Source organism: Leptolyngbya sp. KIOST-1 (genome assembly GCF_000763385.1).
Taxonomy (GTDB): domain Bacteria; phylum Cyanobacteriota; class Cyanobacteriia; order Phormidesmidales; family Phormidesmidaceae; genus Nodosilinea.
Map to the genome: position 1 here is coordinate 1,681,184 of NZ_JQFA01000002.1, position 24,662 is coordinate 1,705,845.

The 24,662-nt window shown below is 57.1% G+C and carries 17 protein-coding genes; 3 read left to right on the forward strand and 14 right to left on the reverse strand.

Annotated features, from left to right (window positions below; all coding sequences use genetic code 11):
- Positions 1 to 7 precede the first annotated feature (7 nt).
- Positions 8 to 1,807 (reverse strand): penicillin-binding protein 2, encoded by a 1,800-nt coding sequence (gene mrdA, locus NF78_RS07360; protein ID WP_052049946.1) that lies wholly within the window; start codon positions 1,805 to 1,807, stop codon positions 8 to 10.
- A 166-nt stretch (positions 1,808 to 1,973) separates the two neighbouring features.
- On the opposite strand from mrdA, the gene NF78_RS07365 reads away from it, so the two are divergent.
- Positions 1,974 to 2,894, forward strand: coding sequence for an alpha/beta fold hydrolase (locus NF78_RS07365; RefSeq protein ID WP_035985550.1), 921 nt, complete (start codon positions 1,974 to 1,976; stop codon positions 2,892 to 2,894).
- 821 nt (positions 2,895 to 3,715) lie between these two features.
- Here the strand turns inward: NF78_RS07365 and NF78_RS07375 are convergent.
- From NF78_RS07375 to NF78_RS07385, 3 genes are read right to left on the reverse strand one after another with little or no spacing between them, the layout of a single operon-like run.
- Positions 3,716 to 4,099, reverse strand: coding sequence for a hypothetical protein (locus tag NF78_RS07375; RefSeq protein WP_106920034.1), 384 nt, complete (start codon positions 4,097 to 4,099; stop codon positions 3,716 to 3,718).
- Entirely contained in the window at positions 4,096 to 4,584 is a 489-nt protein-coding gene (locus NF78_RS07380) for a hypothetical protein (RefSeq protein ID WP_035985552.1), read from the reverse strand. Before NF78_RS07380 ends, NF78_RS07375 begins: the two co-directional genes overlap by 4 nt.
- A 44-nt stretch (positions 4,585 to 4,628) precedes the next feature.
- A complete protein-coding gene (locus NF78_RS07385; protein ID WP_035985553.1) occupies positions 4,629 to 5,762 on the reverse strand; it encodes a ParM/StbA family protein in 1,134 nt (377 codons plus the stop codon).
- Positions 5,763 to 6,386: 624 nt separating this feature from the next.
- Between NF78_RS07385 and NF78_RS07390 the strand changes: the two genes are divergently transcribed.
- Both NF78_RS07390 and mobF read left to right on the forward strand, forming a co-directional pair.
- Positions 6,387 to 6,704 carry a hypothetical protein gene (locus tag NF78_RS07390; protein WP_035985554.1) on the forward strand — a complete coding sequence of 106 codons (318 nt, stop codon included), beginning with the start codon at positions 6,387 to 6,389 and terminating at the stop codon, positions 6,702 to 6,704.
- Positions 6,705 to 6,714: 10 nt separating this feature from the next.
- On the forward strand, positions 6,715 to 9,408 hold the full coding sequence (mobF, locus tag NF78_RS07395) for a MobF family relaxase (RefSeq protein WP_052049948.1): 2,694 nt from the start codon (positions 6,715 to 6,717) through the stop codon (positions 9,406 to 9,408).
- A 14-nt stretch (positions 9,409 to 9,422) separates the two neighbouring features.
- On the opposite strand, the gene NF78_RS07400 is transcribed toward mobF, so the two are convergent.
- The 10 genes from NF78_RS07400 to NF78_RS07440 form a co-directional block, all read right to left on the reverse strand.
- A complete protein-coding gene (locus NF78_RS07400) occupies positions 9,423 to 10,022 on the reverse strand; it encodes a Uma2 family endonuclease (protein ID WP_035985556.1) in 600 nt (199 codons plus the stop codon).
- Positions 10,023 to 10,211: 189 nt separating this feature from the next.
- On the reverse strand, positions 10,212 to 11,738 hold the full coding sequence (locus tag NF78_RS07405; RefSeq protein WP_035985558.1) for a bifunctional DNA primase/polymerase: 1,527 nt from the start codon (positions 11,736 to 11,738) through the stop codon (positions 10,212 to 10,214).
- Positions 11,710 to 12,012, reverse strand: a complete 303-nt coding sequence (locus NF78_RS07410; RefSeq protein WP_035985560.1) for a hypothetical protein — start codon at positions 12,010 to 12,012, stop codon at positions 11,710 to 11,712. The genes NF78_RS07405 and NF78_RS07410 overlap by 29 nt, the downstream gene beginning before the upstream one ends.
- A complete protein-coding gene (locus NF78_RS07415; protein ID WP_081972542.1) occupies positions 12,009 to 17,201 on the reverse strand; it encodes a strawberry notch C-terminal domain-containing protein in 5,193 nt (1,730 codons plus the stop codon). Before NF78_RS07415 ends, NF78_RS07410 begins: the two co-directional genes overlap by 4 nt.
- A gap of 20 nt (positions 17,202 to 17,221) precedes the next feature.
- Positions 17,222 to 17,716 (reverse strand): hypothetical protein, encoded by a 495-nt coding sequence (locus tag NF78_RS28105; protein WP_156119690.1) that lies wholly within the window; start codon positions 17,714 to 17,716, stop codon positions 17,222 to 17,224.
- A 969-nt stretch (positions 17,717 to 18,685) separates the two neighbouring features.
- On the reverse strand, positions 18,686 to 20,281 hold the full coding sequence (locus NF78_RS07420) for a hypothetical protein (protein WP_156119691.1): 1,596 nt from the start codon (positions 20,279 to 20,281) through the stop codon (positions 18,686 to 18,688).
- Positions 20,269 to 20,667, reverse strand: coding sequence for a hypothetical protein (locus NF78_RS07425; protein ID WP_156119692.1), 399 nt, complete (start codon positions 20,665 to 20,667; stop codon positions 20,269 to 20,271). The genes NF78_RS07420 and NF78_RS07425 overlap by 13 nt, the downstream gene beginning before the upstream one ends.
- A 10-nt stretch (positions 20,668 to 20,677) precedes the next feature.
- Positions 20,678 to 22,408 carry a type IV secretory system conjugative DNA transfer family protein gene (locus tag NF78_RS07430; protein ID WP_081972543.1) on the reverse strand — a complete coding sequence of 577 codons (1,731 nt, stop codon included), beginning with the start codon at positions 22,406 to 22,408 and terminating at the stop codon, positions 20,678 to 20,680.
- Complete coding sequence (locus NF78_RS07435) at positions 22,408 to 22,926, reverse strand: hypothetical protein (protein ID WP_106919981.1); 519 nt, start codon at positions 22,924 to 22,926, stop codon at positions 22,408 to 22,410. The genes NF78_RS07430 and NF78_RS07435 overlap by 1 nt, the downstream gene beginning before the upstream one ends.
- An 11-nt stretch (positions 22,927 to 22,937) precedes the next feature.
- Complete coding sequence (locus tag NF78_RS07440; protein ID WP_197064786.1) at positions 22,938 to 24,605, reverse strand: M23 family metallopeptidase; 1,668 nt, start codon at positions 24,603 to 24,605, stop codon at positions 22,938 to 22,940.
- Positions 24,606 to 24,662 lie beyond the last annotated feature (57 nt).

The window sequence follows — 24,662 nt, forward strand, 5'->3', positions numbered from 1 at the left end:
CAATTGGTTAAGGCTGTAGTGCCAGTTCAGGTTCAAAGTAGGCTGCCAAGACTTGTTTTACCATTGGCCCCGCGATCGAGCCACCGCCACCACCAGAATTTTCAGCAAAGGCTACGACAACAATTTCAGGGTTGTCAGCCGGAGCATAGGCCCCAAACCAGGCATGAGACTGACGCGGCGGGTCTTCGGCAGTACCGCTTTTGCCCGCAATGGGTGGCAGAGAAGAACTGTTTAACGCTTGACCCGTGCCCCGCACAACAACTGCCCTCAGTCCCTCCTGAATTACCTGTAACGTCTCGGTACTAAGATCGACAGACTGGCGCTGAGTCGATGCCTCTGAACCCTTTTTCAGATGTGGCGTAACCCGAGCACCACCATTGGCAATAGCAGCGAACATGACTGCCACCTGGAGTGGTGTCGCCTGAATCGCCCCCTGCCCTAGGGAGAAATTGACCGTGTCACCTGGGTACCAATCTTCGTTAAAAATTTTCTGCTTCCACGCCGCATCTGGCACCAATCCGTGCGCCTCTCCGCCCAGCTCAATGCCTGTCTTTTGCCCTAAACCAAACTTTCGTGCCCATCGAATGAGGGTCGTTTCACCCACACCCATACCTACGCTGCCAAAAAAGGTATTGCTACTGTTTGCCATCGCGCCAACAAAATCTAGTTGACCAAATCCCGATCTATTCCACTCCCAAAACTTGATGCCACCTAAATTAAGGTAGGGTGAAGTTTGCAATACAGTACTTCGAGAATAGCGACCCGACTCTAAAGCTGCTGTAGTAGTGACAATTTTGAACGTACTAGCAGGCGGATAGCCTTGCAAAGCACGATTGACAAAGGGAAATTTTTTGCTTTGAAGCTGCTGCCACTGGGTTGCGTTAATCTGGCTTGTAAACAAATTAGGATTAAACGCAGGATGACTAACCATAGCTAAAACTTCGCCTGTTTCGGAGGCAAGCGCAACGATCGCTCCTTCTCTATTTCCTAAGGCAGATTCCGCTGCTTTTTGCAAATCCAAATCTAAAGTAAGCTGTACGTCTTGCCCTGGCCGAGCCAATTTTTCGCCTAAAACGCGGACGACCTGCCCCGTCCCATCAATTTCAATCTGCTGCCCGCCGCGATCGCCACGCAACTGTTGTTCAAAGGCGGCTTCTACACCCATCTGCCCTACAACATCACCCAGGCGATACCCCTCATTGGTACGTTGTTGCAGTTCTTCTCCAGAGATTTCGCCGAGATATCCCAACGCATGCGCAGCCAATTCATTATTGGGGTAGTAGCGTACTGTTTCAGTGTTTACCACCACACCAGGAAGATCTGTCATACGTTCTTGAAATGCTGTTACTTGGGCAGGGCTAATATCCTGAGCAATACGAAACAAGAATGGAGATTCTTGATCGACTTGTTCTAACCGTTTTTGAATTTCAATTTCAGAAATACTAAGCAGCCGAGCAACCTGTTTGCGAGTATTTTCCCAGCTCGGCTCACGAACTGCAAATGCCCATACATATACTGCGTAAGATAGGCGACTTCCTGCTAGTTCCCGTCCATCACGGTCTAGAATTCTGCCCCGAGTAGGCTGATTAGAAATCAGGCGAATTCGATTATTAATAGCAAGTTGGTGGTAGCGGCTGCCTTCAACCAACTGCAAATAAAACAAACGGCCACCAATCACGCCCCAAAAAACTACAGAGAGAATCAAAATGATAAGCAGTGATCGAGGATGACTACCAACCCTGCGGCGTTCAAAGGAAGGGATTGTGTAACCCTTAGAGGTTTTACTATTGCGGGAGGTCAGAATCATACAGGTGAATCTAGTTGTCAGGATGAGAATCAGCTTTTCATTTTGTCAGTTGTGCGATGAAAACGAGATGAAATGCTGGTTCTTAAGCTCAACTACGAATAAGCAATCCGCACATTCTGGGCGTTAATATAGGAAATGATGTTGTCAGAAGGACAAGGACACTGGCGTGGCTGAAGTCAAGCTTTTAGATCAGGCACAGGCACCTGTCGAAACGCGATACTACGCCTGGCATTGGCATCACCAGTCAGCCACTATAGCCTACGACCTGCGCGGGGAAGGGCCGCCTATACTCTTGCTACCTGCCCTCAGCAGCATCTCTACCCGTGTCGAGCTCAATACTGTAGCGGCAACGTTGGCTCAGCACTATGAGGTGGTTACCCTAGATTGGCCAGGGTTTGGGGAGTCTGATCGCCCAGCCTGGCGAACTCGCCCAGCGATTTACCACGCCCTGCTGAAGGATTTTGTTCAGGATATCGTGCCAGGGTTGGCCGGGTTGGTAGCGGCTGGCCATAGTACGGGGTACGCCCTGGCCCTGGCTACCGACGGAAGTACCATACCCCAGTTACGAGCGATCGCGCTGATGGCACCAACCTGGCGTGGGCCACTGCCCACAGCGATGGGCAATCATCGCTGGGCCTATAGCCTGCTGCGTTGGTTAGTATGGTGCCCGGTGGTGGGGCAAGCCCTGTATGCCTTGAATGCTCACCCAACTTTTTTACGATGGATGATGAGTCGCCATGTCTACAGCGATGCCGCCCACATTACCCCAGAGCTGATGCAGGCTAAGCACCAAACAACCCAAACTAAGGGAGCCAGATTTGCCTCCGCAGCCTTTGTAACAGGGGGTCTCGACCCAGTGCAGCAGCGCACTGACTGGCTAGATTTGATGCAGGTGGTGACGGTACCTAAGCTGGTCATTGTTGGGCAACAAAGCCCACCCAAGTCTAAAGCCGAGATGGAGATGCTGAGCGCTATGGCCGGAGTGAAGTCTGCCATGGCACCAGGCTCTTTGGGTTTGGGAGAAGAATATTCGGAAGAAGCACTGGCCATTCTGCTGCCGTTTCTAGCCCGGCATTTGGCGGACTAATCTAATCACGCCTTAACGCCGTATTGAACGACATTTAGCGAGGGTGCTTCCATTATTTATGTGCTTTCTCAAAGAAGAATATACCGAGTCAGAATAGACATGACCTCGCCAGGATTGGGGGTAGGTAGGAGCGGGCTCCATATTCCCACTTCGGCATAGCCGAGCCCATAGAGATTATGGATGGTGCTCGTAACACCCCTCGGGGAGCCAATCAGCAGATGCCGTAACGGTTCTCGACCAGACGGAGCATCTTCAACCGCAATTGGTAAAAGAGCAGAGTGAGGATTCTGCGGGTAGTTTGCCGGAGGTCGAGTCATTGTGGTTCACCAAATGAGGAGTTATGGAGGGCGTTGAGAGAACTAAGCGCTCCAGGATGCTCAACGACCTTTGTCGCTTCAAGACCACAATAACTACAAGGTTGCTGTTAGGGCAACAAAATAATGCACGAGTGACAAGATTTAGTCTCGTTTTCGCTTCCGCTTTCGTTCCCAAATCTCTCGGAGGTGGGAGGGCTCATTCTCAAACTGACTCCAGAGAGCATGAACTTCGGCCAGCCGACGCTTATCCGCTTCGGATGGCTCGCGGCGATGCTCTCCCTGCGAGAACCAGTGGGCCACGGTGCTCTTAGAGCGCCCGCATAATTCCGCTAATTCGTCGTAGGTGACAACCCAGTACTCTAGGAACTCTTCCGGCTCCATTTGTCTCGAAATCCTAGCCTTGTAAGCCTTGAACAGTTCCCAGTGTCGTCTGGTTGGGGTTTTAGCGGCTATCATGGCAAGAACGTGAGCATGCACGGGTGACAACATTCAGGTTATAGTACGTCAATTTAGAACTGATCCGGTAGTTTGCCTTGAGGATATTTGGCTATTCCCTAGATCTTTGTGTAGCTCCTGCCGAATCAGGGCGAACCGCTGCACATCTGCCTGGGTTAGCCAGGACTCAATTTCGTAGAACGTTTGCCCACCCTGTCGCTGAGTCCGCAACGTGAGAATCGTCTCCGGCAGGTGGTGGGCATCGCCCCTGAACTCGATATTCAGATCGCGCCCCCGCTCCACAATTGTGTAGAACTGCTTGCCCTCAAACACTCGCTGCCCCCGGTGCTGCCCCTGGCAAAACCGCTCCAGGAGCAGCACCGCCGTCCCCGCAATCTGCTCCTGAGTCTGGCGGTCAACAACGGTCGGTGTTCTGGGGCGCGGTGAGGTCAAGTCAAGTCATTGATGAAAGGGTTGAGCCCCGCCATGATGGCGGCATCGTCGCCCAAGAACTCCCGCAGGGGCTGATCCACCGGCCCTGCGGCGGTCACCGTTTTGATGGGTGCTGCTGGGGCGGATGCCATAGAGCCATTAGCCGATGGTAGATGTCGTGGGTATGGCTTACCCAGTGGGAGAGCTGTCTTGGGTGGAGTTATCGAATCATCGAAGGCTTCCCACTCCGGCAGAAACCGTTCCTTGATCTCTAGAATCTGAGTCGTCAACTGCTGAATTGATCGCACAGCCTGCCGCCGAATTTCATCCTGGGGAGATTGAATGGCTGCCATGGCAAAAGGGCCATAGCAGCCATTCAGCGCCGATCGCATACGGGCATGGAGGTCGTGGCGAGACTTTCCCCGGCAATAACCAATCACCGCCACATCCAGCTCATCTCGGCTGGAGTACTGAATCCGGGCCTTTGTTTTGGAGGTTTGGGTCATTCCTTTGAGTCCTTATCGTTGCTGCGATTGGGTAGAGTTTGGCGCTAGCGGGTCTGGGTTGGATTGGCGCTGTACATGAACGTTTTGAACAACCCATAGACATCGGCCCAGCGGACGCTGGTGATCAAGTCGGGTTCTGCCGTACCCTCCTGGCCTCGCAGCACGTCGGTCATCTCCTGTCGCAGGGCCTCGGCCCAGGTGATCTGCTGAGTAAGCCCGCGCTGGTCAAAAAACTGCTCCAGCTCTGGCCTAATAAAGTAGGCGGCACCCCCGCCGACAATTACCTCTACTTCAGCCGAGGGCAGCCACTCCACCAGAAACTGATTCACCCGATCTAGATAGAACTCCCGAGCATAACTACAGGCCCTGGTCAGATCGAGAGCTTCCTTACGGCCTGGGACGTGGAAGGTAGGATGGTCTTGAAGGATTGCTTCCAGCAGAGCCGGATCATCAGGAGCGACACCCGGCAGTTCGGTGGCACACTGCTTTAGGTATTCCACGAACCCTGGCCCCTGGGAGGTGCTGTTGGTTTCCTGGGGTGTGCTGCCCTTCTCGAAGGTGAGGATAGAGAGATTGCGGTGGCCGAACATGAGGACGACGACGGTAGAATCGCGAATTCCCACCCCAGCCCTCGCTAGCTGTAATCCCTTCGCCAAGTAGAGCCCAGCTCCTTCTGGCTGCATCTCAACGCGCTCTAGTTGCCCAAACAGAGACCGGCCCCGAAAGCTGAAGTCTGAAATAGCTCCCAGAATCTGAGCCTTCAACTCCTTGCGGTCTTGCCAATATTCTTCCAGCGGCAGCAGCAGACCCAGCTGAGCGGTGAACTCACAACCCGAGGTGTCGAAGTCCTGGGTGACCAAGGTTTTCTCAGCGATGACGCCGAGGGTAGCCAGGATTTTGTAGACAGCGCGATCGCGCTTCGGCAGAGCCAGACCCGAGTCACCTTTTTGGGCGATCGCCAACGCCCCAATGGCATAGGCACTATTGCCCACCATCACATAGGCACTGTCCTCGGGTTCCTGGCTGGTCAACCCGCCCAGCATTAGTCGATCAAGCCGCGCTGGGTTCAACCGAGCCACCTGGGGGTCGAGGTGCAGCAGGTAGGGCTGGCCCTGCCAGTAGAGACACTTGGTGGCAGAGCTGCCCATGTCGATATAGGTCTGGATGATCTGGGTCATAGTTTGAATGCCAATGACAGCGTTTAATCAACATCCTGAAGAGCAAAGAGGGCCTTCAATTCTGTTGATGAATATCTGTATTCTGAATCGCCGGTTTTATTCACGACTTAATAACGACTGAATTGTTATCTTCAGCAAAATCCATCATCGTTTTGATGACTGAAGAATTTCATTCACGACTTATTCACGACTTGATAACGACTTGATAACGACTTGTCTAGCTAGATTCTGGCAGAACTCTAGAATCACTGAATCATTCACGACTTGATAACGACTTAATCACGACTTGCTGGTTGGGGTCTTTCTATAAGAGACGAAAACCAATCACCTAAGTGATGAATAAAAACAAATTTTGCTGCTTGTTGGATTGATCAGAACTGGCAATATCTGTGGGCTACAACAGAGACTATTGCTCCCCCTCCCTTAGCACAAATGCCCCGGCAAAAGCCTGATGGGCTGCCCTGGGGGCTACGCCACTCCACTGCGTTTCGTCGCTCCGCGTTTCACACACCACGCCCAGCCCTGGGCCAGGGGGTTGCAGAAACCCAGCAATATCAAGGGTTCCAGGTATGGGAGCCAATGGCCGGTCGTTTACGAATTACTAACGAATTCACGGAAAAGCTCATGGGTAAAGGATTTAGCGTCTCGCTGCCCCTCGAAGAGGCGGCAATCGTCGAAAAAGAGGCCAATCGGCTGGGCCTACCCGCCGCCAGCATCATTCGCCTGATGATGCGCGACGGGCAGCAGCGCCGCGAACTGGAACGACAGGTGGATGATCTGAAGGCTCGGATGGAGCTGCTGCAAGTGCAGTTTCAGGGGCTCCAGATTTTGCTGGAGACCATCGCCCTGGAACAGGCCAATGCTCGGGGGCCGCAGGCGCTGGAAAATCGCAAGGCGCTGATTCAGGAAATCCGCAAGCGCCAGGGTTTAGTAGAGGGCTAGGAGGTCAGCCATGCTCAGCCTGACGGTGATCAGCGCCAACCAGGGCGAAACATACTACACCGCCGAGAATTACTACACCAATGAAGAGAACCAGGCCCACTCGGGTTGGTGGGGCCAGGGGGCCAAGAGCCTGGGGCTATCAGGCCAGGTGCAGGGGGCCGACTTCAAGAACCTGCTCCATGGCTCCCATCCTCAGGGGCACCAAACTCTATCGGGTCGAAAGATTGACCCAGATCGTCATCGAGCCGGGCTGGATTTAACTTTTAGTGCGCCCAAGAGTATCAGCCTGGCGGCCCTGGTCGGGGGGAATGAAGCGATCGAGCAGGCCCATCGCACTGCTGTTACTCGTACCCTGGCTATCATCGAGGAGCGCTATGCCCAAACACGGGTGCGGACACCGGAGGGACGTCAGGTAGTTGGCACCGGCAACCTGATCGTCGCCCAGTTCCACCACGACACCTCCCGCGAGAAGGATCCGCAGCTGCACACCCATTGCGTGGTGATCAATGCCACGCAGCTGAATGATGGTCGCTGGCAGTCGCTCCACAACGACACCCTCTTCAAGCAGCAAAAGCTGTTGGGGATGATTTACCAAAACGAGCTGGCGGTGGAGGTGCAGCGCCTGGGTTACGGCATTGAGCCCAGGGCCAACGGTCAGTTTGAACTCCGGGGGTATCAAGCCGAAGACCTCCAAACTTTCTCCAAGCGGCGGGAGCAGATTCTGGCAGCAGTAGAGGAGAATGCGACGGCCCAGGCGCGAGAGCTGGCGACGCTGATGACCCGAGCACCTAAGGGCAAGGAAATCCCCAGAGAAGAACTGCGCACCTACTGGCAGCAGCAGGCCCAGGCGCTGAAGCTGGAGCACCCTCAACCCCAGTTGATGGACTGGCAGAGCCAGCCGAAGCGGGCCACTCAAGCCGGGCTGACCCACTGCGCTGAGCGGGAGGCAGTGTTCCATCGCGAGCAAGTGGAGCGGTTTGCCCTGGAAAACCATCTGGGGCAGCAGCTCTTTGATGACGTGCAACAGACAGTGGACACCGATCCGGAAGTGATTCACACCCATGACCAGCGGCTGACTACCCAGACGGCGGTGCTGCGGGAGTTGGAGACCATTCGCACGGTATTGGATGGCCGAGGAGATGTGGGGGCGATCGCCTCGCCAGACTTGGTGGAAGCAAATCTGCGCAATCAGGGCCTGACCGAGGGCCAGGTGCAGGGGGTGATGTTGGCGGCCACCACCCGCGATCGCGTCATCGCCTGGCAGGGGGTGGCTGGGGCGGGGAAGAGCTATGCCCTGAATCAGTTTCGCCAGATTGCGGAGGCCCAGGGCTACACCGTTCGGGGCTTTGCTCCTAGTGCGGAGGCGGCGAAGGCCTTGGGCGACTCGGCTCAGATTCAGCCGGTGGAAACAGTGGCAGCATTGCTGTGTGCTCAACCAGTGGAACCGAACCCGGCTCAGCCTGAGGTATGGGTGGTAGACGAGGCGGGGCTCTTGAGTGCCAAGGATGCTTTGGCCCTGGTGACCAAAGCCCAGGCGCAGCAGGCCCGAGTGGTTTTGGTGGGAGATACCCGGCAGCTGTCGGCGGTGGAGGCGGGGAACCCGTTCAAGAGTTTGCAGCAGGCGGGGATGGCGACGGCCTACCTCACCCAGTCGTTGCGGCAGAAGAACCAGCAGATCAAGGCGGGGGTTGACCTGATTGCCGCTGGGGAAATTGCAGCGGGGGTGCGGCAGTTGAAGCCGTACATCCACCAGGTGAGTAGTCAGGAGGCGAGGGCAGCGGCGATCGCCCGCGACTATCTCGCCCTGGCTCCAGATGAGCGAAAGAAGACCTTGCTCTTGGCAGGCACCAACCAGGAGCGATTGGCGATTACCCAGCTGGTGCGAGAGGGCATGAAGGCAGAAGGCACCCTAGGCCAAGGTCTGACGGTAAAGCGGCTGAAGGCGAGGGATTTAACGGAGACCCAGGCCAGCTATGCCCACCATTTTCAGCCGGGGAATATGCTGATTCCCCAGGCCAGCTACAAGCGGCTGGGGTTAGAGAAGGGGCAGCGCTACGAGGTGCTGACGACGGATAGTCACAGTAATGGGCTGACGCTGCGGGGGCAATCCGAGGGAGCGTTGCAGGTGGATCCAGCCCAGATCCGGCGGAAGTCGGTCTATGAAGTGGAGGAGATGGAGATTGCGGTGGGCGATCGCCTGCGGTGGACGTGCAATGACCATGCCCTGGGGCGTCGCAATGGCCAGGAGTTTGAGGTGGTGGGGCTTGAGGAAGGGCAGGTACTGATGCGTTGGGGGCAAGGGGAGTTGGGATCCTTTGAGGGTTCGGAGCTAGCGCATCTGGACTACGCGCTGGTCAGCACCACCTATGCGGCCCAGGGCAAATCGGCGGAGCGGGTGATTGGGGCGTTGGATCGCCATGTGGCGCGCGCGAGCTTTTATGTGGCGGTGAGCCGGGTGAAGCGAGAGCTGCGGCTATATGCCTCGGAAGATTTGGATCGGCTGATCGAGCGGGTGGAGCGATCTAGGGCAAAGGAAAACCCTGGGGAGGTTACGGGTATCAGTAGTGGCCGCTCTCAGCCCACTGATTTGCCGCTACCGACCAATTTGAACAATTTAGTTGCTATGGCCAGCCAACAGGCAAACCTGGCCCACACAATGCATAACAACAGTTCCAACAAACAAGATGGAAGCTTGGAACGATAGGGGATTGGCCGAAGCTATCGGTCAGCCTCAAAAATCTGGCTTGCTTTCAGAGTGAGATCTGGAAACTCGACTGAGGCAATAGCCCTCTGCAAACCAAATACTCCAACCTCTTGATAGGTCTCACCAGCTAGCGACAGCACCATGACGGTTTGGGCTACGGGGTCAACTAGCCAGTACTCCGGCACCCCAAGGGCTGCGTACTGAGCCCGTTTGGAGACATAATCGCGGTCTCGATTGGTTTTGCCAGGGCTGACAATCTCAACCACCAACCGAGGGGGTGGCATATCACGGGTGATCGTTAACCGCCTCTGGGTCAGTTCCAGATGCTCAGGGCAAAGCACCACCAGGTCGGGGTAGCGGTTGGCCGCATCGTTCGGTTGCAAGACCGGCACTTGCAGTTCTAACGCATGGATTTTGATTAACCGCAGGGGAGCGACGTTGGCCGCGACCAGCAGAAATTGCAGGTAATTAGCCAGCCAATTATTCGGTTCTGACTCGGGTGGCAATTCGACTAACTCCCCACGCACTAATTCAAAACGCCCCTCTAGCGGCGTCTCATTACTGTAGGCAAGATACTCCTCAAAGGAAGCGAGCTTTACCTTTGCCTGGGTCATAGCCTTTTCCCCGCAGACGTTGTTCTCATCCTAGCGTGCTGCATGGCTTTACCTAACCCCTGGACTGCCCTGCCTACCCCCCGCATAAAAAGCTTTTAGTTAACTCGGCCCAAATGACCCAATATTCAAAGATCCAAGCCAACCTACGGCAGACGTTCATGGTCTACTTAACCAAGCAATAACGTAGACTCAACGCTCCTGACCTTGATGAGAAATCGCTGGAGCCGTTGCACAAGGGCGATGGCGTTGCTGAAGTCGCAACATTTCAGCCTGAAACCGCTTCAGATCAACTATAGTCAGGTTTTCCAAGGTGACAGTATCACCCTGAGCCTGCAAGATAGCGCCCCGTTCACGGGCCTCTACAGTCAGCTGCGGCCCCTCAGCGGCTATTCGATAAATTTGCCCCTGTACCCAAACTTTGGGATCTACTGTCGAACGTTTAACGGACACGTTTCCTCGCTCTGTCTGATAGGCGTGGGCCAAGATACTCCAAGCCTGGCGTACAAACGCTTGAATCTGATCCGCTGAAATTGCAGGATTATAGACTGCTGGAGCCTGGACACCTGCGTTTTGTTTCTTTTGAGGTTTGCCCCCGGTCAGGACGTGATGGTTCTCACTAGCTATAGTCTGGATAGACTGCTTCATATTGCTAGGACACAGCTCTTCATACACCTGCCGGTCTAACTTCCACACACGCTTCCAAGCGCTGGTCTCCCCCCCAGTAAAAACTGCCGCCGGGGTGCAACTGGCCGGATCAGTAATGCTCTCCATAATTCGCTCCACCCGCTCAGCGTCAATTCCCAAAGCAGCCCCCGCCGCTCGCACCAACTCCTCGGCATTGCCGCTAATCAGTACCCGATTTTGGGCGGCCCAGTTCTCCCAGCCATAGAACTCACGCAGGGCGTAGGTTAGCGAGTGCGATCGCGATTCTAATGGACTATCCCCATGCAGCACCGCCTGGGCCTTCGCTGTGGCCAAATCCTCCAGCCGTAAGACTCCCGGTTGAGCAGGCTGAGACTGGATTCGAGGTCGAGACTGGCGGAATAGGCCTTGCTCTCTTCGACCACTCACTGGGTACAAGCCGACCGCATCCAACCGCTCCACCCAAATTGGCGGCACCCGCTGCACATTGACATAGGCATTCCCACTCGGGCCAATCGTCGGCGCGAGCACCGTGAAGTGTCCCTGCCCTAGAGCCTCTCCCATGTGCTGTCCACCCACCCCATCCAGTGAGAAATTGGTAAAGCTCTTTTCGTAGGCTCGCACTGCCAGCCGCCAGCCGCCGCTGTGGGTGCGCTCGGTAAAGGTTTGCTGTAAGAGCGGGTATTGGCCCAGCCAATCGGCGATCCGCTGGTCACAGGCCTGCTGCGAGTCAAACTGCTTCACATCCACATCAATCCAAACGATGTTGTGCCAACCGCCCAGGGTGCCAATGCCGTTATCGGGGTTAGCAAACCAGGTCTGAAGCTCAGCCTGAGTCGGCATCCGATTTTGATACTGGGTGTGCCGGATCAGATGGGGAATTCCACGGCTGTCCACATAGCTAGGATTCTTGCCGGTAAAGGCAGGCACCAGAGCCCCTTCTTTGTCGCGCTTTAGGCTGCCATCCCGGTTTCGGGCCGGGTAGCGAGTCGGGTCTTGGGCTGGGGCAACGGACAGCGGTGGCAGCCCCTGCGATCTCAGCCAGTCAAACGTGGCGCGAAGGGCTGGGTTCATCGGCTTGACCCGCTGGGGTTTGAAAAATCCATTCCATAGGGTGAACAGTGCCCGTGACCAGTTCCAGACGGTTGACTGTGAGCTGCTGGTTCACCAGGGCATAGACCAACACCCCATCCCAAAACATCTCCAGGCGATCGGGTTCGTGCTCCGCCGTCCACTCCACATCGAGCTGCATTTCGTCGCTCTCCACATACACGGCCTTTTGCCCATCACACAAAATCACGATGGACTGGGGGCGGTAGTCGGCGGGCAAGGGGGCCAGGGTCATCATCGTTCAAGTCCTGCTGAAGTCGGGGTGGGAACACGGTCTGATTCTAGGCGCTGCACAAATCGCTGAAACCGCTGGCAGTCTTCAGCCGTCACCACCGTGCGTTGAATTTTCCCCTGGGCGATTTCCAAAATGGTCTGGGGTTGAGGCGTCATTCTACGGACGGTCAGCCGGTCGGCGGTCTGCTTCAATTCATAAACCTTGCCGCGAAACTGAGTATGGGGGCCTCGGGTCTGCCCGATCGCCGACAAGATTTTCTGGGAGGCTTGGGCCACATATTTTCCCCGTTGCTGCAATGCCTGATATTGGGCCAGATCTTGAGCCATCGCCTGCTGTAGGTTTGGCGCGAGGCCAACACCGTTGCCATTGGCTTGTTTGGTTGAGAGGCCCAACTGCTTGATCTGTTCTAGGTGTAGCGGGTCATGACCTAAATCGCGGGCGGCGCGGTACCAATCGCGCAAGGTGTCTAGGGCTGAACGCGGCAATGGTTCGGGCACAGTCTCCAGTGCTGCATCATCGACCTGTTGTCCCTGAAGGGCTATTGCTGGAACCGTAGGCGCTGGCAATGATCCTGTAGGCTGCGCTGTAATGACCTCTGATGCTGGCGCTGTTGGCTGAGGTTTTCCTGCCGAGTCAGTCCAGGCTGGATCGGCGGTCTGACGACCCTTGTGTCCATTTTGATGCGCCCTGTTGAACTGGTCGAGGTCAAACAGATTTTGCACCTGAAATTCAGGCTCCTTAGACGCTGGTGCGGGGGGCTGGGGTGGAGGAATCGGCTCAACAGGGGCTTGGGTTGGTTCTTCTAGGGCTGTTGGTTCGGGGGGATGATGGGGGTGGATGGCGATTGTCCCTTCTACCTCCGCAATCACCACCTCCCCCTGTTGGGTCAGCCTATCCACATACTTGTGCAAACTCTGCACCGGAAACCCTGCCACTCGTACCCGTCCGAGTTCCTCCACCCCAGACTCCATGCTGGTACCGATCATCTCCAGATGCTCGATCAAGGGCTTAGCCCCGTCGAAAAACGCCTCATAAAACCGCTGATCTGGCGACTGCACCAGCACGATCGCATCGGGATACTGCTCTTTCACCTCCAGGTATTGCCGCATATCGCTCGGCATCTGCGATCGCTCATCCTCCGGTTCTTGTGGGGATACCACTTCTCCTTCAGGCTCTGCCTGGGCTTGAATCTGGGCGGCTTCCGCAAACCCCTGCTGGACAATGTTCTTGGAGAAAATCTGGGCAAAGGCGCGATCCGGCAGCCTCGACTCCCCACCCCGCAGACTCTGCACCGCCGTCTCCTTAAACTCGATGTGGCCCTCAGCCCGCACCCTAAACACCATCTCCGAGTCGATGAACATATCGCCGTTTTGGGTCAGGTAGTGGGTCAGATATAGCTCATCCCCCTGCCGCTCCACCACCAGCGGAATAAAAGGCTCATTCTCAATCCGCAGGTGAAACTCCTGGGATGTCATTACGTCCTGCTCAATCCCCGCATTCCTCAAAAACCGTAGAATCCGCTTCTCCAGTTGGCCCATCGGGGGCAGATTGGGTATAGATGGGGACAACGGAGCTTCAGCCACAGATCTTTCTACTGCTAGTTCTGGCTTGGGTTGACTTGCAGCAGCAGCAGGCACAACCGGCTGAGAAACAACCGGAGGCTTGATCGCCTCCGCCTCTACCTTCTCCAGCGTTGGTAGCGACACCCCCATCAACTGCCGCGCCACCTCCTTAAACTCAAAGGCCGCCAGCGTGTAATTTCGCTGATGCATCACCACCCCCAGCACCCGCTCTAGTCGTTCTGGCGGGATAACGACCTCCATGCGATCGGCTACCGAATAAAAATCCGACCCCGCTGCCGCAATCAAGTCTTCATCCAGGTAGTACCGCCCACCCGACTCCTTTGATTTCGGCGCTTGCAGAATAAACCCCTCCCCCGCCTGCTGGGGCTTTAGCAGCAACAACTCATCAAGGGTCTTCACCGTCCCCTGCCGATTCGTCAGCTCCGTCAGGAACCGAAACACCTGCTGCGGCTCCTTAAACGCCACCGGCTCTTTCGTCAGCTCCGACTCAATATCAAAGCCCTTGGGCATAATCAGCCCCTGGCAAACCTCGCCCTGGTAGTCGGTATAGTTCACCAACTTGCCGTTGGAGTACTTCTCAAACGCCTTGATCAGGTTGCCGGTGAAGATCTGCCGGTTGACCCGCCCCGCCTCCTGCTGCATGTCGAACAGGGAATAAACGCTATTGCCAAACCAGTCTTCGGATTGAACCGTGGCATCGAGCGATCCGCTCCGACCCGTGTTGAACTTCGAGAACGGCACCGTGATTTGCCGTGCCGAATCGGCCACCAAAATCCTCAGCTTCCAGCGATTGGGTGCCGCTGGGCTCCCAGAGCGCTTTTTGGCATCAGCCCCCGCAACCACGCCATAGAGAATGGTCTTGCTGGCTGGGGTCACTAACCGCAGCGGTGTCCCCGGTACAAAGGTTTCGAGCGTGCTGGAGACATGCATGAACTGCTGCTCAATTCGGTCGTTGAGCTTCTCAATCGCCTTACTGTCTTGCTTTTGGGCGATCGCCGCCTGTCGGTAGCGGTTGGTCGCTGCTTCCAAATCAGTTATCGTAGCTGTCACTTGCTGAAGCGCTTTTGCCGCCAGAGCATCCGGATCGTGGGCCTCAACCGACGCTACCTCCGCCAACCCCACCGACTCCCGCACCGCATTGATCGCCTGAAGCTGAGTCAGTGGTTTGCTCTCACTCTTCGCCTCCACCAGCTCCAGATATACCGGCCCCGTAAACTCGCTGGCGGTTTCGCTGTCATCGGCCATCACCTCCATCCGCGCCAGAGGCCGAGCATCGAGATCCAGCTGATCCGCCTCCAGAATGTTCTCCCCCATTGCTCTGGCCTGATCCACCAGGTCGCAGTACTCCGACTCAATCAGGCTGTAGACGGCTTCTTGTTCAGTAATGGGCAGTAGCGGAATCCGACCCGTCACCTTCTTAATCAGGGCAATATCTGAAGCCCCGCTATCCCCCTGGGCAGATGGGAAATCCAGCTTGGCATTGAGTTCTGGATCATCGGCCAGCAGCTCCGTTACCACCTGCTCGCCGTAGGGATTCATAAAATCCACCACGGTGTTGAGCGAGATATCGGTCTCCCGTGCCGCTGTAGTGTTGGCATTGAGATTGGCCATCTTGCGACAGAGGATCGCCCCCGGTCGTTTTTCCGCTGGAAGGTCGCCCATCAACAGCGTGTAGTTGGGCAGCGCTACCTGCCCGGTACGATGCACCCGGCCCAGCATCTGCATAAACACATTGATATCCCGCTCCGCCTGGGCCACAATCATGTGGCGAGGCCGCTGGTCAGCAAACTTCTCCGAAGCATGGAGCGAAATCCCCGTGGAGCCCGAACAGTTGAGCAGAATGACATCGGCATCCCCGGCATTGAACTGGGCCACCGCATCAATCTTGCCCTTAGCGGTGGTCTCCTCCCCCAACCGCACTTTGTAGGCCATGGATCCATCGGCCCCATATTCAATGCCCGACTTTCGCCCGGTGACTTCAGTAACCCGGTAGCCCGCTCGCTCTAACTGCTGCTCGATGTAGTCAATCGGGCTGATGGGAATACCCGTGAAATCACTCTCGCGAATACAGTCCAGGGCTTCTTCGTAGACCAGAACCCCCTCAGCTCCGAGTTGGTCATCGCTAAGGCGCAGCCGGGTGGAGTGACCCCGATAGTCGGTCACCACCACGTCTCTAGATCGCTCCAGATACCGTTCCAGCAGGTCCCCAAAGGACAAGTTCATCCCGTCCCCAGGGCTCAAATCTTGGGACTCCGCATAGGCCTCGATGAAGCTGCCCATGGTGTTGGCCACCGTAATCACGGGCTTTTCACCTCGGTTCAGGGCCGCAATGGCTTCTTCCACCGTCGCATCTGCCTTTTGGGCCAGCAGACTCTGCTCAATGCAGTTGTGCATCAACGAGGTGAAGTTGGTACTCCTGGCTCCCAGATCGCCAATCGCTCCATCCTGCCCCAGGGCCTTCGCTTCTGCCTTGGCCTGATCACTAATCGCTTTCACCGCCTTCTGCTTAGCCCGGTCAAAGTCCTTAATGGCTCGCATTGCCGCCGAGAAGTCATCGGCTACCTCCCGATCCACCGGCACCGTTTTGGCTTGAAACGAAATGCCCTCATAGGAGCGCTCGCGGCGCAGCATCTGCCCGGAGGCGACAAACTTGCTGGCCACAATTTGCTGAAGCGGTACCCCACCCCGCGTCAAGATATTCTCCAGCGCCGTCATGCTGCTCACGCCCAGCCGCAGGTCAGTGCGCCGAGCATAGAGATCCATCACATCGGCCCGTTTGGCGTAGGTCGCCGACGAGTAAAACACTCCCGAAGACAGGTCGATCAACTCCCGCACAAAATCCGCCCGATCCGGTGGCCCCGCTTCTTTCCATCCCCCTTTACTGCCCCCTGCCTGGTGGGCCTCGTCCAAGATCAAGATGGCATTTGGAGCCATCCGTCTGAGGAACGTGCGCCGTAACGGTTCCTTCTTTCCTACGGTCTGAAGCTGGCTGTAGGTGGTGAACACCGCGCTGTAGCGGCCCAGGTTCCCCCGCTGAATCATCGCCTGCATTTCCGCCTTCTGCTTGGCGGCCCCGGCAGTTTTCAGCGCCGCCCCATTGGCTAGCGGAATCTCGGTGCCGCTATCGGTGATGAAGGGCGAAAACCGCCGCATCCCGATATCCCCTACATCGCGCATCATGTCGGCATAGAGGGGTTTGTCCTTAGTTATGAATAGGGCGATCTTCGCCTGCTGCTGGGCATAGCGCATGATGCTGGCACAGATGCGGCCCTTGCCAATGCCGGTCTGGTCGCCCGTGATGAACCCGGCTCCCCGCTCGATATTGCTGATCGCCAGTGCCGAGGCATCCACCTGCTCAGCGCTGAAGTATTGATGCAGCTCCGCCACAGAACCATAGCCCAGGCGGGTGACCAAGTATGTATCAATATCGCCCTGCTGCTGCTCAAATCGCTCCAGTGCCTGCTGCGCTGCACTGGCCATATTGAAAGGGATCAGGGTCTGGGTCGAAAAGCCCTTGCTTTTGGGCACATAGGCCACTTGCCGGGGCTGGACATCATACGTGTCTGCTGACGGAGCCACAGCCTCGCCGGTTGAAAGAGGAGTATTCATGGTGATTTCCGAGTGAGGTTCTACAGGCTCAGTTCGGCCAGCCATGCCTCTAGCGTGGTCTCGTCGTGCAGGCTGATCCAGTCCAGGTAATCCGGGTAGCTGGGGGTTACGGGTGTTACCGGAAAGCTCCCCCCGTAGTGGCGCAATCGTTCCTGAAACCGCCAGTTCCTCCGAATCAAGGTCTCCGCCCACTGCTGCCGCCAATACTCCAGGTCGTCGTCTGGCTCCAGTATCGGCGTGTGCTGAACCGGGTCCAATTCGCTGAGGGTCGTGGCCAGCCCTTGTTGCGTCTCGATTTGGGAGGTTTCCGAGACCGAGTCCTGGATCATTCTGTCCAACCGGGTTTGCATCAGCTGCAGGTAAGTCGCTTCGTTCAGCTGTTCCAGCTGTGGCGGCACCTTGACGATGAATAGCGTTCCCAGGCCCTCCAGCGTCCAGAGGTTGGGAAAGCTGGGGTACTGGCTGATCATGAACGGATACGTCCAGGGAGATACGGGCGTGGTGGATAGGTTCATGGGGAATCAACTCCTTAAGTTCAGCAAACGACTTGTAGATAACCGGGACATCAGCGGCAGGTAACGGGCGTTCAGACCGGCCTCGGCCTTCAATCACAATCAAATCAATCGGAAAACCCGCGCCCTGTTTGCGGTACAGGTCACCCCAAATGGAAATGTGTTGGGTAACGGCGTACTGCTGGTACAGGGCATAAAAGAAGCCTCGACTTTCCAGGGTGTTGTAGCGCTCAGACCGCAGCTCTGCGTCTACACCTAGCTTGCCGCCCATGATCAGAACGGCGCGACCATCGTCCTTCATCGCTCCTAGAGCTTGGAACGAGATCGCCTGATCAATCTGAGTCGTCCCCCGCAGGTTGCCCGGCAACCTGAACCGTTTACGCTGCCCTTGTGCATCTCGCACCACGCCAAAGGGTGGGTTGGCGATCACCACGTCATGCAGACGATCCGGCTGATACTCCGCTGCATCCCACTCCGTGACGCGGTACCCCTGAGCCTGCAAGTCAGCGGCGCGGTCTGGATTAAGTTCATTGACGCTCACCTGGGCAGGGTCAGTTCCCACCAGCAATGCGCCGTGCCCAGCCGAGGGTTCGTAGACGGTGGTTTCGGGAGTAATGCCCGCCAGTGTAGAGGCCAAAAACGCGATAGGAATCGGCGTACTGTAAGCTTGCTGCAACACACTGGTTGAGGAGCGGACGTTTAGGGCTGGCTGGCGATCGTGCAACTCGATCAGCCGATCATAGGTGTCGTGAGTTGTGGCCGAGGTTTGAAGGATGCCCTGGGCTGCTCGCACCACTGCCCCCTCCACCGCTTCATCCACCTGCTTCGCCAGGGCTGTACCAGGGTTGACTGGCGTGCCCAACACCAGCGCCGCCTGTTGTCGGGCGGCGGTAATCGTCGTAAACCCTTCACCCCCCAGAAAGTGGGTAGTGAAGTGGTTCACCATCTGCTGTTGGGCGTCTTCTACCATTCCTACTCACCCATGGCCATGCCCACGGCGCGGCTGCGTTGTCGGCTGTTTAAGGGCGTCACTTTAGCCGGTTGGTGCCGCTGCAAATCCTGGCTGAGTTCCCGGTCGATAAAGCGAAAGTAGGCCACATCCTTGGACGTGAGATTAGACCTGATTTTGCCGTTGTCGATGCTGAGAATCTGACCCCGCTCCCCCGCCTGAATTTTCAGGCTGTTGGGGGTCTCCTCAATCCGGTACTGGCTGCCCCCTTGGAAGACCCGCTTGCCCTGTACGTTGGGACGGCTGCCGGTGACATCGAGCAGTTTGCGGGCGGTTTTCGCTAGCGCCAGGGCCGTGAGATCACGGGTGATGCCCATGTCGCCCGCTGGTGCCAGGTTGCCCAACTGCCGTACCCGCATAGGAGGATCTGGGGACAGACCATCAATCCCCTGAATCTGAATTTGCTGGCGGGCTTTCATAAAGTCGGCCTCTTGGGAGGCCACCATGTCGTTTTTAAGGATGTCCAACCCCCATCGGGTTTTGCGGGCCGTCATCAGTTCAATGCCCTCGCGGTCTGAAACGGTGACCATGCGCCCCTTGGAACTGATCACATAGTTCTCCGCCACATAGAAGCCTCGACCAGGGCTATAGGCGGTGCCGTACTTCTGAAGCAAGTCCACCGCCGTGGAGGCGACCTGCCGACTGCGGATATTCGCTGCCAGGGCTACCACCCGTTCGGTCAGCTGCTGGGATGAGCGCTGCATCACCCGAGTGGTCTGCTGCATCCATTTCTGGGTAGCTTTTTCGACCACCTGCTGGTTCTGGCGCTCCATCACGTCGAGGATGGAGACTACCCTGGGTGAGGCCATAGCCAGAGGCTGAGCTGCGACTCGGGTGGGCGCAGGCTGACTAGCCGGTGGTAAGTTTCCTGGTCCTGGCTCTAGAGAAGACTGGGCAGGCTTGACCTCCTGTAGTAGAGAAACCTCAGGTTGCTCTGCTGCTTTGATCGGAGACACGGGCACAGGAGCGGGAGACACAGCATCCCCGGCTCCAGGCGGAACGGCTGCTATTGACTCCTCATGGGAGGCTTCCGCCTGAGACACTTCCGCCTGAGGCACTTCCGCCTGAACAACTGGATCGGGCTCTAGTCGGTTGGTCTCAACTGACCCCTTGCTCATCCGATAAACCAGTTCATCTCCAGCCTTGATATTGATCGTCCCTTTGGCTCCAGTGGTCGCTTCAGCGCCCGCCTGCGGAGGCGCATCTACCGCCGCCTGGAGCAGCTTCAGCGTATTGGCATTGAGCTTGTTGACGGAGTCTTTATCGGCATAGCCTTCGCGGTAAACAATCTCGCGGCCCATCTTGATCTCGATGGGCTCAGCGGCGGATTGGGGCAAAGCTACGGCATCCCCAGGCTGAGCATCTGGGGCATTACTCTCAAAGTCTTGCTCCTTTTGCCGAGCCGCCTGGAGCCGCTCACGCAGCATCTGAATAAAGGCCTGTACAGCCTCGGCGGTTGATTGAGCCGTGGCCGCTGCCATTTCGCTAGAGGCCAGGGTGGTGTGAGCATAGTCCTGCTCGATTTGCTTGGCTTCTCCGGGGTTCACTACAGCTTGCATGGTTCCTCCTTTAGGGGGTCTAGTCCTTCTAGCTCCATCAGGGGCATGATTTTGATGCGGTTAATCACCTCCAGCCCTTGAACCGAAAAGTAGGCGGTGTCGCCATCGATCAACCACTCCACCAGGGTTGGCGTGTAGTCGATCTCCACATCGGCGCACTGGGCTTGAATCCGGCCATCCCGCCAGTGCAAAACCGTCACATCGTCGTACAGCACCTCAATCTCGCGGGGCACATAGTCCGCACCCAAGGTCGGCTGATCTAATACCAACGCCAGATCAGCAGCGATGTTGGGGTAAGCCAACAGGGCGGTGACCGTATCGACAGGCAGCCTCGCCCGCAGGGTTTGGGCCAGCATGAGATCAGGGGATTGAATTGTTGTCGTCATCAGAGGTCTCCTAGAGCAAACTGCTGTACTTATCGATCAGGCCAGCGGGGTCAGGGTAGGCCGAGTTGACCGGGGCCTGGGGCTCCGGCAGCATGGCTTCTACCATCTGTCGTCGCTTTTCTAAATCAGCGGCAGTGGGCATCTGCTGGGGGCTGCGGCGCACCAGGCGAGCATGGATCTTGGTCCACAGAGCTTCGCTGCCCTCGCTGGCTTGAATATCGGCCTTGGGAATTTTGATCGCCTGTTGGATAGGAATCGCAGCTTCCCCTCGGGAGGTAAAGCCAGGGTTGATCAAGATGCATTTGCCCGGTGGTAGGCGGAGAAACTGGCTGGGTTCAAACAGCTTGCGGGTGCGCTCCTGGTCGGAGATGGTGGTGCTGGATTTGCCCCCGCCACGATTACGCGACTTTTGCTTGTGCTGAATTTCTTCGTCCCCCAGGAAGTCGGAGAACATACGGGCCGCTTCGTATTCCTGGGGGTTGAAGACCGCTTTGGTGGCGCAGGCTCCCAAGATGGCGCGGGCTAGCTCGCGACCGTAGGTTCTCTCCAGCTGAACCAGGTTTTGGAAGCCGAGGATGACCGCCAGCCCATCCTCTCGGTTCTCGTTCAGCCACTGCACCAGGGTGGGCAGGTAGAGGGTAGGCAATTCGTCAATCGCGACAATCAGCGGATCTTGCCGCCGCTGGGCCACATTGCGGGTAACTAGCATGTGCAGCACCGTGGCTACCAGCGGCCCCACCACGTCCCGCCGCTCCCGATCCATCCCTAGAATCAGCAGCTGCCTACCGGTCAGGTCTAAGGGTATGGAGGTTTGACCGCAGAAGGCTCCCAGCACTCCTTCTTTCATAAAGCGGGTAAAAGTCTCACTGGCGCTACCCACAATGCCGCTAGCGGTTTTCTCGGCATCCTTGACCCCAATCAGCTGGTTGAAAGACACCCGAATCCAGCTATTCATGCCGTGGGCCGCCGCCACTCGGTTGCCTAGGTTAGTCAGGCCCAGTACGGCCTGGGCGGTCATGATGTCGGGATACTGGGTGGACTTGGCCAGCATTAACAGCGCTTCTGTCAACTGATCGCCAGCGGCGGCGAAGAAGCCATCCTCGGTGCTCTGGGTCATCAGCCGAAAGTTTTTGTTCAGCACCGTGGCAATTTGCCGCGCCATCTCGGCATCGGACTCGCTGCGCAGAAAGTCGATGGGGTTGCACACCTCGGATTCAGGAAAGCCAGGGGCTAGCACTCGCACGTCGTAGCCCAGTTTGGCGGCGTAGGCGGCATGGCGAGCACTTTGGGTCGGGTACTTAAAGTCGTACATTGCTACCGGTAGACCCTGGTCAAGGGCGGAGCGGATCAGCGGATCGATGACGCTGAAGGTTTTGCCGGAGCCTGGCCCACCACAAACGGCGATGCCCCGCTGGAGGTCGGGCAGGTATAGAGACCGGGCATCTTGCTTGCGGGTAGGCTTGCCAATGTAGAGGGAAACCGCGTTGCGCTTGCGCTCTTGAATTTGCCGCACCGCACGCTTGCGGGCGGCGGATTTTTCTTTGCTGCCACCAAAGCGGCTGGTGGCAAGCTTACCTTTCTTGCCTTGGCTCATCAGCGAGAAGGCGGCAATCAGAACGACACAGCCGAGCAGGGTGAGCCCTTGGCGGGACTGGAGTGAGGTCACCAGCTGAGAAATGGATTGAGTAGAGGTGGAATCCACCTGACCCAGAATTGAGGGGTGTTCGGTGTAGTAACGCATCAGCGCAGCACCTCATAGCTATTGGGTGGTAGCTCAATGCCCAGTTGCTCCAGTGCCCAGAGGTATTCCTCAGGAAACTGGCTGCGGGTGCCCTCGGGTGCCGCCGTTAGATACTCGGTCAACTGCTGCTGGTAGGCGTCGCGTCCGCCCTGTTCTTGCAGCACTTGGGTGTAGCGCTGAAGGGCTAACTCGCGAGCAAGGTTCAGCGGGATATAGTGACTAAGCACCGGGTCATCCTCCGGCAGCAGCGACCGGCAGGCAGCTTGGGTGTCCAGGTGAATCAGCACTTCCTGGTAGGTCTCGCCTTCACCGGCCCCGATTAGGAAGTAGCTGCCGGAGGCTGTTTCAACTAAGCCCCATAGTTTGGTGGCCTGAGTCTGGGGGGGCAGGCAGTCGTAGACCGCTTCGGGAATGGGGTCTGATGCCCGAGCCAGATTGAGGCCCACAACAGAAATTAGACCGACCAGCAGGAGACAGAGGCCTGCAAGACCAGCAAATACAGCGCGGTTAAGTCTCATCGCTAAACTCCTTAACTGAGATAGTTCATGGGGTTTTGGGGCTGGCCGTTCTGGCGCATCTCAAAGTGCAAATGCGGCCCTGTTGACCAGCCGGTGCTGTTGGCACGACCGACCGGATCGCCTTGGGCGATGATGTCGCCCGCTTGGACAAAAAAGCCTTGTAGATGGGCGTAGTAGCTCTCTAAGCCATTGCCGTGATTGACGATAACGAGCCTGCCGTAGCCGCTGGTAAGGGAACCGCTGATGCCAGCGAAGGTGACTTGTCCGCCGTCAGCCGCTCGAATGACGGTGCCGGTGGGAGTGCCAAAATCGGTGCCGCTGTGGAGACGGCGATCGCCATGAATTGGGTGAGTGCGATAGCCAAAACTACTGGTGATGCCATAGCCCGGTGCGGGGTGAATAAACCGTCCAGTAGCAGTACCTGGAGAGCCTGAAGCTCTTACGACAGGTGCTGGGTTGGGTTTAGGTTCGCCGGTCTGCGGGTCAATCCCTTTCGCCGTAGCGGCGTCGGCTGAATCGGTGGTCGAAAGGCCTTCCTTGATTTGTCCCAAGAAGACCATGCCCTCTTCCTGCACCGGTAGCCAGGGAATGGGGCCGATGAAGTAGGGAGTGCAGCCCAAGTCCACAAACAGGTTGCGAACGCACATGCGAAAGTACAGCCCGGTTTCAGCGGTGCCGGAGGCCTCATCGGTCTCTAACACTGCTACTTTGAACGCATTGCCAAAGGGATGGCGACCGGTAGGTTCAACCCCACCGTTGGCGGCGGCCAAGGCCCCGCGTCCGCCGCGCACCTGCTGGTACTTGCCAGAGACCCACTGGGTGCCTTCCACCAGCGTGGGCTGACCAATTTCCAGGTGGGCGCAGTCAGCCTCACAGGGGACATTGAACCCCTCCACATAACTGCCGCTGATCGTGTTGGTGCGGTTGCCTTCCGCCGCGCCAAACACCACATCCACTTGGCCTACCACCACACCCTGCTCCACGATGGGGTTGGGGAAGTCGGCGAAGGGGACATCGGCGAGACCTGGCACCTGGTCGATAACGGACTGCTGCCAGTCGCGGAAGCTCTCCAGCGGAGCCTCTATCAACCCTGGAATATCCCCTAGTCCGTACTGCTCCAGGTCGAGGTCTCCCAGGCTGAGCCCAGCCAAGGCTTCATCTTGGAGCACCTCGGCGATCGTAGTTTGCGGGTCTACTTCCCCCTTGAGCAGGTCAGCGATCGGGGCCACCGACTCTACCGGGAGGTTGGCTAAATCCGGCACAGCTTGCACCAAGTCCCCCAGGGTTTGCCAGGCCACCAGGGCAAAATCTGCCAGTCGTAGGGCAGGCCAATCCAGCCCCACCAGGGCGGCGATTTCATACAGCGAGAACTGCTGGAGCTGGAAGCTCTCCTGAAAATCACCCAGCTGCATGTACTGGTCAGCTGTTTGACCAGCCTGCCAGACCCGCGATGGGTCGTAGCCCAGCAGACGGATTAGATCTGCCGGAGCCTCGAAGGAGCCCGACTCTAGCACCGCAGGTAGGGTGCGTAGGGTAATCTGCGCCCAATTAGGTTTGGTGCCTAGAATTTGATCCTGAATCATGGGCACAGGTGTTCCCGGTTGGAGGCTGGAGTGGGCCGGTTGCACCCGCCAGCTATGGAGCGCGATCGCCAAAATTAGAACAAGAATTCCGATCACAGGCCGCCATGGCTGCCTGCGCCTGAAAGAATATGAGGTCATGGCTTTAACCTGAGT